General features: G+C 72.4%; 8 protein-coding genes and 1 riboswitch. Of the genes, 3 read left to right on the forward strand and 5 right to left on the reverse strand.

Going from position 1 to position 11,845, the window contains the following annotated elements; translation table 11 throughout:
* Positions 1–62: 62 nt before the first annotated feature.
* From ACFW47_RS17885 to ACFW47_RS17895, 3 genes are all read right to left on the reverse strand, one after another.
* Positions 63–827 carry a M23 family metallopeptidase gene (locus ACFW47_RS17885; protein WP_386276986.1) on the reverse strand — a complete coding sequence of 255 codons (765 nt, stop codon included), beginning with the start codon at positions 825–827 and terminating at the stop codon, positions 63–65.
* Positions 828–839: 12 nt separating this feature from the next.
* Positions 840–1,004: riboswitch (cyclic di-AMP (ydaO/yuaA leader) on the reverse strand.
* A gap of 191 nt (positions 1,005–1,195) precedes the next feature.
* Positions 1,196–2,584 carry a M16 family metallopeptidase gene (locus tag ACFW47_RS17890; protein ID WP_386276989.1) on the reverse strand — a complete coding sequence of 463 codons (1,389 nt, stop codon included), beginning with the start codon at positions 2,582–2,584 and terminating at the stop codon, positions 1,196–1,198.
* A complete protein-coding gene (locus ACFW47_RS17895) occupies positions 2,581–3,948 on the reverse strand; it encodes a M16 family metallopeptidase (protein WP_386276991.1) in 1,368 nt (455 codons plus the stop codon). Before ACFW47_RS17895 ends, ACFW47_RS17890 begins: the two co-directional genes overlap by 4 nt.
* 320 nt (positions 3,949–4,268) lie before the next feature.
* Between ACFW47_RS17895 and ACFW47_RS17900 the strand changes: the two genes are divergently transcribed.
* Positions 4,269–6,725: a DNA topoisomerase (ATP-hydrolyzing) subunit A gene (locus tag ACFW47_RS17900; protein WP_386276993.1), complete on the forward strand. Its 2,457-nt coding sequence runs from the start codon at positions 4,269–4,271 to the stop codon at positions 6,723–6,725.
* An 18-nt stretch (positions 6,726–6,743) separates the two neighbouring features.
* On the opposite strand, the gene ACFW47_RS17905 is transcribed toward ACFW47_RS17900, so the two are convergent.
* Positions 6,744–7,826, reverse strand: coding sequence for a CobW family GTP-binding protein (locus tag ACFW47_RS17905; protein ID WP_386306266.1), 1,083 nt, complete (start codon positions 7,824–7,826; stop codon positions 6,744–6,746).
* A gap of 453 nt (positions 7,827–8,279) precedes the next feature.
* On the reverse strand, positions 8,280–9,452 hold the full coding sequence (locus tag ACFW47_RS17910; protein WP_386276997.1) for a citrate synthase/methylcitrate synthase: 1,173 nt from the start codon (positions 9,450–9,452) through the stop codon (positions 8,280–8,282).
* Positions 9,453–9,566: 114 nt separating this feature from the next.
* Here ACFW47_RS17910 and ACFW47_RS17915 point away from each other — a divergent pair, with 114 nt between their 5' ends.
* Entirely contained in the window at positions 9,567–10,826 is a 1,260-nt protein-coding gene (locus tag ACFW47_RS17915) for a citrate synthase (RefSeq protein WP_386306268.1), read from the forward strand.
* 53 nt (positions 10,827–10,879) lie between these two features.
* Positions 10,880–11,824 (forward strand): sucrase ferredoxin, encoded by a 945-nt coding sequence (locus ACFW47_RS17920; RefSeq protein ID WP_386306270.1) that lies wholly within the window; start codon positions 10,880–10,882, stop codon positions 11,822–11,824.
* Positions 11,825–11,845 lie beyond the last annotated feature (21 nt).

The following is an 11,845-nucleotide window of genomic DNA, read 5'->3' on the forward strand; positions in this document are numbered from 1 at the left end:
GGGAAAGGCCCCGGCTCGGGGAGCCGGGGCCTCTCCAGGACCTTGCCGTCAGCGGTCCGTCGTCAGACGTTGACGCCGTGGGAGCGGAGGTAGGCGACGGGGTCGATGTCCGAGCCGTACTCGGCGCCCGTACGGGCCTCGAAGTGCAGGTGCGGTCCCGTGACGTTGCCGGTGGCACCGGAGAGGCCGATCTGCTGGCCGGCGGAGACCGACTGGCCCACCGAGACGCCGATGGACGACAGATGGCCGTACTGCGTGTACGTGCCGTCGTGCATCTTGATCACGACCTGGTTGCCGTACGCCCCGCCCCAGCCGGCCTCGACGACGGTGCCAACGCCGACGGCGTGCACGGTGGTGCCGGTGGAGGCGTGGAAGTCGATGCCGGTGTGGCTGCCGGAGGACCACAGGGAGCTGCCGGCCCGGTAGGCGGTGGAGACGTACGAGGCGGTGATCGGCGACACGAAGGTGTTGAGTCGCTCGCGTTCGGCCTCCCGCGCGGCGCGCTCCTTGGCCTCGCGCGCCTCCTCGGCCGCTTCGGCGGCCCGCTCCCGCGCGGCCTCCTGGGCCGCCTCACGGGCGGCGGCGAGCTGGGCGGCCTGCTCCTGGGCGGCGGCCTGCGCGTCGATCTCGTCGGCTATGGAGTCGCCGATGGAGACGACCGGGGTGATCCCGGTCTGCTCCGCCTCGGACTCGGCGGCGAGCGCCGGTGCGGCGAGGGTGCCGACGACGCCGGTGGTGGCGAGGGCCGCGACTCCCGCCGCGCGGGCGGTGGTGCGGTGCATCCGGCTGGGACGGCGGTGCTTCCCGGTGGCGCGCGTGAACGCCATGTAGAGGCTGGTCCTTTCCTTCCCTCTCGCCTACCGGGTTAGCTGACGGGTTCGGAGGTGGAAGGTCTCCTACGGACCCCCTCGCTGCACGCGCGGGCGTCCGATTCACCCCAGGGACTGCGATGGGTCCCCGGCTCCCCTGGCTCGCGCCGTACGGGGACTCGGCGATGGCTGTCCGGTGCCGCGGGTGCGGCGTACTGCCTGACGAACAGCCCGGAAGACGCTAAGCGCGGTTGCCTTCAATCCTCAAACGCAACAGGCTTTTTGTAGCGCATGCCACAGGGCAGACAGGCTGTCTCTCCCTCAATTCGGACAAACGGTGGCCCTGGTGACACTCGGGTCACCAGGGCCACCACGCGCGCGCGGCGCTACTCGGCCGACACCACGGTGACTTCACCGATGCCGAGGGCCTCGACGGGCGCCTTGATCTGCGCGGCGTCGCCGACGAGCACCGTCACCAGGCGGTCCACCGGGAAGGCGTTCACGACCGCCGCCGTGGCCTCCACGGTGCCGGTGGCGGCGAGTTGGCGGTAGAGCGCGGCCTGGTAGTCGTCGGGCAGGTGCTGCTCGACCTGGTCGGCCAGCGTGCTCGCCACGGCCGCCGCCGTCTCGTACTTCAGCGGCGCCACACCCACCAGGTTCTGCACGGCGACGTCGCGTTCGGCGTCGGTGAGTCCGCCTTCCGCGAGCGTGCGCAGCACCGTCCACAGGTCCTGCAGCGCGGGGCCGGTGTTGGGGGTGTCGACGGATCCGCTGATGGCGAGCATGGCGGCACCGGTGCCGTCGGGCGCGGAGAGCAGGACCTGCCCGAACGCCCGCACGCCGTAGGTGTAGCCCTTCTCCTCGCGCAGCACGCGGTCCAGGCGGGAGGTGAGGGTGCCGCCGAGGCAGTAGGTGCCGAGCACCTGCGCGGGCCAGACCCGGTCGTGCCGGTCGGCACCGGTGCGGCCGATCAGCAGCTGCGTCTGGACGGCGCCGGGACGGTCCACGATGACGACCCGGCCCCGGTCGTCGGCGGTCACCGGGGGCACGGGGCGCGGTTCGGCGGCGGAACCGGTCCACCCGCCCAGGGTGTCGCCGAGCAGCGCGCCGAGGTCGATGCCGGTGAGGTCGCCGACGACCACCGCGGTGGCCGTGGCGGGACGCACGTGCTTCTCGTAGAAGGCCCGTACGGCGGCGGAGTCGACGTTCGCCACCGTTTCCTCGGTGCCCTGGCGCGGGCGCGACACGCGCGAGCCGGCCGGGAACAGCTCCTTGGAGAGTTCCTTGGCCGCGCGGCGGGCCGGGTTGGCCAGCTCGTGCGGGATCTCGTCGAGCCGGTTGCGGACCAGGCGTTCGACCTCACCGTCCGCGAACGCGGGCGCCCTGAGGGCGTCGGCGAGCAGGCCGAGCGCCTTGGCGAGGCGCGAGGCGGGCACCTCCAGGCTCAGCCGGACGCCGGGGTGGTCGGCGTGGGCGTCGAGGGTGGCGCCGCAACGCTCCAGCTCGGCGGCGAACTCCTCGGCGGAGTGCTTGTCGGTGCCCTCCGAGAAGGCGCGCGCCATGATGGTGGCGACGCCGTCGAGTCCGGCGGGCTCGGCGTCCAGGGGCGCGTCGAGGAGCACCTCCACGGCGACGACCTGCTGGCCGGGCCGGTGGCAGTGCAGCACGGTGAGGCCGTTGTCGAGGCTGCCGCGCTCGGGGGCCGGGAACGCCCACGGCTTGGGCTCGCCGCCCTGCGGCTGGGGGTGGAAGTCCATGGTGGCGAGCTCGGTCACTTGGCCGCCTCCTCGTTCTCGTCGGTGGCGTCGTCCGCGTCGGCGGGGGTCTCGTCGGCGGGGGCGGTGGGCTCGTAGACGAGCACCGCGCGGTTGTCGGGGCGCAGGCGGGCCTTGGCGACCTCCTGGACCTCCTCGGCCGTCACCTCGAGCACCCGCTGCACGGCGGTGAGGGCGAGCTGGGGGTCGCCGAACAGGACGGCGTACCGGCACAGTTCGTCGGCGCGGCCGGCGACGGTGCCCAGGCGGTCCAGCCACTCGCGCTCCAGCTGTGCCTGGGCGCGCTCCATCTCCTCGGCCGTCGGGCCCTCCTCGGCGAACCGGGCGAGCTCCTCGTCGATGGCGGTCTCGATGACCGGCACCTCCACGTCACCGGACGTCTTCACGTCCAGCCATCCCAGGGAGGGCGCTCCGGCGAGCCGCAGCAGGCCGAACCCGGCGGCGACGGCCGTGCGGTCGCGGCGCACCAGCCGGTTGTAGAGGCGGGAGGACTCGCCGCCGCCCAGGACGGTGAGGGCCAGGTCGGCGGCGTCGCACGCGCGCGTGCCGTCCTCCGGCAGGCGGTAGGCCGCCATCAGGGCGCGGGCCGGGACCTCCTCCTCGACGACCTCGCGCAGCTGCTCGCCCATGATGTCGGGCAGCGAGCCGTCGCGCGGGGGCTGCTTGCCGTCGTGCGAGGCGATGGATCCGAAGTACTTCTCGATCCAGGCGAGCGTCTGCTCGGGGTCAATGTCACCGACGACGGACAGCACCGCGTTGTTCGGCGCGTAGTACGTGCGGAAGAACGCCCGCGCGTCCTCCAGGGTCGCCGCGTCGAGGTCGGCCATCGAGCCGATCGGCGTGTGGTGGTAGGGGTGGCCCTCCGGGTAGGCGAGGGCGGTGAGCTTCTCGAAGGCGGTGCCGTAGGGGACGTTGTCGTAGCGCTGGCGGCGCTCGTTCTTGACGACGTCGCGCTGGTTCTCCATGGACTCGTCGTCCAGGGCGGCCAGCAGCGAACCCATGCGGTCGGCCTCCAGCCAGAGGGCGAGCTCCAGCTGGTGGGCGGGCATGGTCTCGAAGTAGTTGGTGCGCTCGAAGCTGGTGGTGCCGTTGAGCGAGCCGCCGGCGCCCTGCACCAGTTCGAAGTGGCCGTTGCCCTTGACCTGGGCGGAGCCCTGGAACATGAGGTGCTCGAAAAGGTGAGCCAGGCCGGTACGTCCCTTGACTTCGTGGCGCGAGCCGACGTCGTACCAGAGGCACACCGCCGCGACCGGGGTCAGGTGGTCCTCGGAGAGCACCACGCGCAGGCCGTTGGCCAGGCGGTGCTCGGTCGCTGTCAGGCCGCCGGAGTCTGCCTGGGCTGTGGCCGTGTGACCCATGGGCATGTACGTCCCTTCGATCGCGGAATGCTGAGTGGGATCAGCTGGGTGGAAACATTGGCCGGAACTGCGGAATTCCGCCGATCCTGCCGATCCTGCCACTGTATGCAAGCGTGCGGGCGGCCGGTGGAGTTCCCGGTCCGCGTACGCCGAGAGCGAGAACGGGGTCGGCGGCCCGGGGACGGGTGTGCGGGACGAGGGCGTACCCTGCGGGCAGCGCCGGGCCGGGCAGCCCGTGACGGGTCCTGGTCGGTCGCTGTCAGTGCCGCGGTCCACAATGGACCGCGTCAGATCACCGTTCACGCTTCAGCAAGGAGCCGGCAGCGATGGCCCGCCGTAGTACGAAGACCCCGCCGCCCGACGACTCGTACGAGGAGAAGATCCTCGACATCGACGTCGTCGACGAGATGCAGGGCTCCTTCCTCGAGTACGCGTACTCGGTCATCTACTCCCGTGCGCTGCCGGACGCCCGGGACGGCCTCAAGCCCGTGCACCGCCGCATCGTCTACCAGATGAACGAGATGGGCCTCAGGCCCGAGCGCGGTTACGTGAAGTGCGCCCGCGTCGTCGGCGAGGTCATGGGCAAGCTGCACCCGCACGGCGACGCGTCGATCTACGACGCCCTGGTGCGCATGGCCCAGTCCTTCTCGATGCGCGTGCCCCTGGTGGACGGCCACGGCAACTTCGGCTCGCTGGGCAACGACGACCCGCCGGCCGCCATGCGGTACACCGAGTGCCGGATGGCCGACGCCGCCGGCCTGATGACGGAGTCCATCGACGAGGACACCGTCGACTTCGGCCCGAACTACGACGGCCAGGAGCAGGAGCCGGTGGCGCTGCCCGCCGCCTTCCCCAACCTGCTGGTCAACGGCGCCTCCGGCATCGCGGTCGGCATGGCCACGAACATGCCGCCGCACAACCTGCGCGAGGTCATCGCGGCCGCCCGGCACCTCATCCGGTATCCGAACGCCGACCTGGACGCGCTGATGAAGCACGTGCCGGGCCCCGACCTGCCCACCGGCGGCCGGATCGTCGGCCTGCCCGGCATCCGGGACGCCTACGAGACCGGCCGCGGCACGTTCAAGATCCGCGCGACGGTGTCCGTGGAGACCGTCACCGCCCGCCGCAAGGGCCTCGTCGTCACCGAGCTGCCCTTCGCGGTCGGCCCCGAGAAGGTCATCGCGAAGATCAAGGACCTGGTCGGCTCGAAGAAGCTCCAGGGCATCGCGGACGTCAAGGACCTCACCGACCGCGAGCACGGTCTGCGCCTGGTCATCGAGATCAAGAACGGCTTCGTGCCCGAGGCGGTCCTCGAACAGCTCTACAAGCTGACGCCGATGGAAGAGTCCTTCGGCATCAACAACGTCGCCCTGGTGGACGGCCAGCCGCTCACCCTGGGCCTCAAGGAGCTGCTGGAGGTCTACCTCGACCACCGCTTCAACGTCGTACGGCGCCGCAGCGAGTTCCGCCGCGGCAAGCGCCGGGACCGCCTGCACCTGGTCGAGGGCCTGCTCGTCGCGCTGGTGGACATCGACGAGGTCATCCGCCTCATCCGCTCCAGCGAGAACTCCGCCGAGGCCAAGCAGCGCCTGATGGAGCGCTTCTCGCTGAGCGAGGTCCAGACCCAGTACATCCTGGACACACCGCTGCGCCGGCTCACCAAGTACGACCGCATCGAGCTGGAGGCCGAGAAGGACCGGCTCAACGCGGAGATCGAGGAGCTGACCCGGATCCTCGACTCGGACGCGGAGCTGCGCAAGCTGGTCTCGGCCGAACTGGCCGCCGTCGCCAAGAAGTTCGGCACCGACCGCCGCACGGTCCTGCTGGAGTCGTCCGGAGCCCCCGTGGCCGCCGTTCCGCTGCAGGTGGCGGACGACCCGTGCCGGGTGCTGCTGTCCTCGACCGGCCTGCTCGCCCGGACGGTGAACGACGAGCCCCTGGTCACGGACGCCAAGGCCAAGCGGGTCAAGCACGACCTGATCGTCTCGGCGGTGCCGGCCACGGCCCGCGGTGAGGTGGGCGTGGTGACCTCCGGCGGGCGGCTGCTGCGGGTGAACGTGGTGGACCTGCCCCAGCTCCCCGAGTCCATGCCGACACCGAACCTCTCGGGCGGCGCGCCGCTCGCGGAGTTCGTGTCCCTGGAGGACGACGAGACGGTCATCTGCCTGACCACGTTGGACGAGTCCTCACCGGGGCTGGCGCTCGGCACGGAACAGGGCGTGGTCAAGCGGGTGGTGCCCGACTACCCGTCCCACAAGGACGAGCTGGAGGTCATCACCCTCAGGGACGGCGACCGGATCGTCGGCGGTGCCGAGCTGCGCACCGGCGAGGAGGACCTGGTCTTCATCACCGACGACGCTCAACTGCTGCGCTACCAGGCCTCCCAGGTCCGTCCGCAGGGCCGTGCGGCGGGCGGCGTGGCGGGCATCAAGCTCGCCGAGGGCGCCAAGGTCATCTCCTTCACGGCGGTGGACCCGGCCGCGGACGCGGTGGTCTTCACGGTCGCCGGGTCGCGCGGCACGCTGGACGACTCCGTCCAGACCACGGCCAAGCTCACCCCCTTCGACCAGTACCCGCGCAAGGGCCGCGCCACGGGCGGCGTGCGCTGCCAGCGGTTCCTGAAGGGCGAGGACTGCCTGGCGTTCGCCTGGGCCGGCGCCGTCCCGGCGCTCGCCGCGCAGAAGAACGGCTCCCCGGCCCAGCTCCCGGAGATCGACCCGCGCCGCGACGGCTCGGGCGTGTCGCTGCCGAAGACGGTGTCGGTGGTGGCGGGTCCGGCCTGACGACGAGGCAGGGTGTGATCAGGGCGTGAGCGGCGGCTCCTCGCCGCTCTGCTCCGCTCCCTCGGGGTCCGGCACGTAGCGCAGGACGCCCCACATGCCGTGCTCGTCGGCCGGCGGGGCGTCGTCGCCCCTGCGGCACGCGTCGAGTTGCCCGTCCAGGGCGGGGGCGTCGACGCCCGAGCCGATGAGCACGAGCTGGGTGCGGCGGGGCTCGCCGGGGGGCCAGGGCTCCGGATAGAAGCGCAGGAAGCGCCCGACGGCGTGGACGGCGTAGCGGTTGCGCGAGTCGTACGGGCCGAAGTCGACGTAGCCCTTGATCCGGTACAGGCCCTCGGGACGGCTGTCGAGGAACCGCATGAGCCCGCGGGGGTCGAGCGGGAGGTCGGAGACGAACGACAGGGTGTCGTAGGCGGCGTGCAGGTGCTCGGCGTACGCGCCGTGCGCGGAGTGGTCGTGCAGGTCGTCGAAGGACAGTTGCCCCACGCGCTCCTCGCTCGGGCGGCAGTCGTAGAGGAACTCGGGATCGATACGGCCGTAGGTCGCGGGCACGACGGCGGCGCGGTCGGCGAGCGAGCGGACGAGCGCGAGCACGCGCTCGGCGTCCGGGGCCCGGTCGGTCTTGTTGACGACGACCAGGTCGGCGAGCGCCAGATGCCGGTCGATCTCGGGGTGCTTCGCGCGCGTGTCGTCGAACTCGGCGGCGTCGACGACCTCGACCAGCCCGCCGTAGACGACGCGAGGCTGGTCGCTGGCGAGCAGCATGCGCACGAGTTCCTGTGGCTCGGCGAGGCCGCTGGCCTCGACGACGATCACGTCGATGCCGGCCTCCGGCCGCGCGAGCCGCTCCAGGTACCCGTCGAGTTCCGTCGCGTCGACGGCGCAGCACAGGCAGCCGTTGCCGAGCGACACGGTGGAGTCGCCGAGTGCGCCGGCCACGGCCATCGCGTCGATCTCGATCGACCCGAAGTCGTTGACGATGGCGCCGATACGGCTGCCTCCGCTGCGGTGCAGGAGGTGGTTGAGGAGTGTCGTTTTCCCGGAGCCGAGGAATCCGGCGAGTACGACGACCGGGATCTGCTGCGGAGTCGGGCGCTGCCCCACCGTGCGACCTCTCTCTCCACCACGCGTACGCCGGCCCGTGGCAGGGCGTACACCCACGTACGGAATTGCCTGATCAGGATACGAGCCGCTGCGGCCGGCGCGGCGTGAACGATTGTTAGCGCCACTCGCTGGGCAGATGTCTGGACAAGGTGCCGGAGTGTGCGACCCTCGCTTCCCTCCGCGCGCCTCCTCTCCGCCTCCCCGCCGATCAGCGCGGCTCGGCACTCTGGAGGCGGCCGGCGCCGCCCATCGCTCGCCGGTCCCCGTCAGCCGTCCCGCACTCGACGACCGGCGGGCGGTCGTCTGATTCGGGTGTTGACATGGTCACACGGATAAGGATCACGGGGAGGTTCGGCTCCGCCGCGGCGGGCATGCTGTTCGCCACGGCACCGCCCCCACTCGGCGCCCCACGCTGAGGCCTGGCGCCCGAACGGCACCAGGCCGCTCGCCTGCTCAGCCCGCCGCGGGCACTCCAACCGGCGCGCCCGGCCCCACATACCGCGCCGCAGGGCGGATGATCTTCGAGTCCCGCGCCTGTTCCAGGATGTTCGCGCTCCAGCCCACCACGCGCGCCGCCGCGAAGGTCGGCGTGAACATCTCGCGCGGCAGACCGCACAGTTCCATGACCACGCCCGCGTAGAACTCGACGTTCGTGTGCAGCTCGCGCCCCGGTTTCAGTTCCGCGAGGATCGCCTCGACCCGCCGCTCCACCTCGACGGCGAACTCCACGCGCGGGCCGCCGAACCGGCGCGCCACCTCGCGGAGCATCCGCGAGCGTGGATCCTCCGTGCGGTAGACGGCGTGGCCGAAGCCCATGATGCGGTCGCCGGCGAGCACGCGTTCACGGATCCAGGAGTCGATGCGGTCGGGCGTGCCGATCGCGTCCAGGGTGTCCAGCGCGCGGCTGGGTGCCCCGCCGTGCAGTGGGCCGGACAGGGCCGCCACCGCGCCTGCCAGGCAGGCCGCGATGTCCGCCCCCGTCGAGGCGATGACCCGCGCGGTGAAGGTTGACGCGTTGAATCCGTGGTCAATGGTGGAGATCAAGTACTGTTCGATCGCGCGTGCCCGTTCCCGGTCCGGCTCGGAACCGGTCAGCATGTAGAGGTAGTTGGCGGCGTAGGGAAGGTCCTCGCGGGGCTCCACCGGCCGGAGCCCGCGTCCCAGCCGGTACAGCGCGGTGAGCAGCGTCGGTACGGCCGCGGCGGCCACCAGCGTGTCCTGGCGGCGCTGCTCGGCCGACAGGTCGTAGACGGGCCCGAAGCCCTGGGCCGCGCCCAGCAGCGACAGGGCGGTGCGCATCCCGGCGAGCGGACCGGAGCGCCCGCCGGCGGCCGCGATGGCGGGCAGTGCCGAGCGCACCGTCCCGGGGAGCCGCCGCAGCGCCGCGGTCTCGGCGGCGAACGCGGCGCCGCGCCGGGCGTCCGGCAGCTCACCGTGGACCAGGAGATGCCAGACGTCCTCGAAGGACCGGCGCTCGGCGAGCTCGACGGCCGAGTACTGGCGGTAGTGGTAGAAGCCCTCCCGCCCTCGCACATCACCGACCTCGGTGTCGGCCACCACGACACCCGCGAGCCCTCGCGGCACTTCCACGAGCGGAGCGTCGGGTGCGGTTCTGTTCACGGTCACGATTGCCTCCCTGGACTTGAGTTCACTGTCCATACTTGATGCAATGTCTGTCAACATTGATTGAATCAATGCACTGGTCAAGTCTTTTCCTTCGGAGTCGATACGGTGACCCCCATGCGCGATCACGAACCCGGCCGCCCCGCCGACGGCGAGCACCGCCTGACCACCAGGGAGGCGGCCGAACTGCTCGGGGTGAAACCCGAGACCGTCTACGCGTACGTCAGCCGCGGCCTGCTCGGCAGCCGGCGCGTGCCCGGGGGCCGGGGCAGCACGTTCGACGCCGAGGAGGTGCGGGCGCTCGCCCGCCGTCACCGGCGCGACAGCGGCACGGCTCCCGCCCCCGGCCACGAGCCGGCCGTCCGCACGCGCATCACGCTCATCGAGAAGGACCGGTTCTACTTCCGGGGCGTCGACGCGGTGGAGCTGGCCGCGCGTCACAGCTACGAGGAGGTCGCCGAGTGGCTGTGGACGGGCCGGATGCGCCCCGGTATGGAGTTCACCGCGCCCGAGGCGTCCATGGCGGCCGCCCGGCGAGCCGTCGACGCCCTGCCCGAGCACGCGGGCCCAGCCGACCGCCTGCGCGTCGCCGTCGTCGCCGCCGCGGCCGCTGACCCGCTCCGCTTCGACCTGTCCGAGGAAGCCGTGCTGGGCACCGCGCGCACCCTCATCCCCACCCTCGTCGCCGCCCTTCCCCCCGAGCGGCATGCCGGGCACGACCGGGGCCCGCTCTCCCATCGCCTGTGGACGCGGCTCAGCGGGCTCCCCGCGGACGAGGCGTCGCTGCGTGCCCTCGACACGGCGCTGTCGCTGCTCGTCGACCACGACCTGGCCGCCTCCACGCTCGCCGTGCGCGTGGCCGCGTCGGCCCGGGCGCATGCCTACGCGGCCGTGTCCGCGGGCCTCGGCGTGATCGAGGGCCCGCTGCACGGCGCGGCGGGCGGACTAGCCCACCGGCTGCTGCTGGAGGTGCTCGACCGGGGCAGCGCGGCGCCGGTGGTCGCGGAGGAGCTGCGGGCGGGGCGCCGCGTCCCCGGACTGGGGCACCGCCTGTACACCGGCGAGGACCCACGCGCGCGTGCGCTCTTCGCCCTCCTGGAGGACGTCCCCCGGGCGGCGCCCGCCCTGGCGGCGGCCCGCGACGTCCAGGTGACCGCCGCTCGTCACACCCCGCTGCACGCCAACGTCGATCTGGCACTCGGAGTGCTCACCGCGTCCTGCGGCATGTCCTCCACCGCGGCCGAGACGATCTTCGCCGTCGCCCGTACGGCGGGCTGGATCGCGCACGCGCTGGAGGAGTACGGGGAGCGCCCGCTGCGCATGCGGCCGAGCGGGCTCTACTCGGGTCCCCGGCCACCTCAGCCACTGCCGGAGTAGCGCCGAGCGCGGCTGGAAGTCGCGGGGGCGCAAGTCAGGTTAGGCTCACCTCTGTGAGTACGTGCTCATCCGTCTCCCGGAACCTCGACGAACCCGTCGCGGGCACCGCGCCCGTCGCGAGGACCTGGCTGCTCCTGGAGCAGCCCGGCCCGTGGGGCGCCAAGGCCCTGACGTCGAGCCACCTGGATCCCGCGCTGGGGCGCGCCCTGGAAGCGGCCGCGAAGGGCACGGGCGTACGCGTCGCGCTCATCCGCAGGCCCGGACGCCACGCGGACCGCCACACCCTTGCCGAGCGCCGGGTGTACGCGGCCCACACCGTGCCCGGGAACGTGTGGTTGCACGTCACCACGCTCACCGATCCCCGCAGGCTGCTCGACCTGGATTTCGCGGCGCTCGGCGAGGGCGACCGCCGCGCCTTCGACTCGGTGCTCGAAGCCGCTCCCCACCTGGGTGATCCGCTCGCCCTCGTCTGCACCAACGGCAAACGCGACCGGTGCTGCGCGCTCCTCGGACGGCCGCTCGCGGCGGAACTCGCCGCTTCCGGTGACGGGGACGTCTGGGAGGTGACCCATCTGGGTGGTCACCGCTTCTCGCCGACCGTACTGGTGCTGCCGCACGGCTACGCCTACGGGCGGGTCCAGGGGCACGCGGTCAAGGAGATCCTGCGGGGTGCGCGCCAGGGGCGGATCGTGGTCGAGGACTGCCGTGGGAACTCCGCGTGGGAGCGACCCGCGCAGGCCGCCGAACTGGCCGTGCGCGCGGCCGTCGGCGAGGAAGCGGCCCAGGCGCTGGACGTCGTACGGACGGACGGTGCGGCGTCCCGCTGGGAGGTGACCGTGGCCCACACCGACGGACGGCACTGGCGGATCACCGTCGTGCAGGGCGCGGCGGCACCGCCGCGTCCGGAGAGCTGCGCGTCGTCGGTGCTTGGCTCGCCCGCGCGGATGGAGGTCACGGCGGTACGCGAACTGTCGGTGACGGCGGCGCTCGCGAGCTGACGTCCCAGCGGGAGCGCGGGA

Source organism: Streptomyces sp. NPDC058796, from assembly GCF_042745235.1.
In the GTDB taxonomy this organism is placed as follows: domain Bacteria; phylum Actinomycetota; class Actinomycetes; order Streptomycetales; family Streptomycetaceae; genus Streptomyces.

Bases quoted from the DNA above. Each gene is read 5' to 3' on its own strand.
- ACFW47_RS17885 (WP_386276986.1), bottom strand. From the start codon at position 827: ATGGCGTTCACGCGCGCCACCGGGAAGCACCGCCGTCCCAGCCGGATG.
- ACFW47_RS17895 (WP_386276991.1), bottom strand. From the start codon at position 3,948: ATGCCCATGGGTCACACGGCCACAGCCCAGGCAGACTCCGGCGGCCTG.
- ACFW47_RS17900 (WP_386276993.1), top strand. From the start codon at position 4,269: ATGGCCCGCCGTAGTACGAAGACCCCGCCGCCCGACGACTCGTACGAG.
- ACFW47_RS17915 (WP_386306268.1), top strand. From the start codon at position 9,567: ATGCGCGATCACGAACCCGGCCGCCCCGCCGACGGCGAGCACCGCCTG.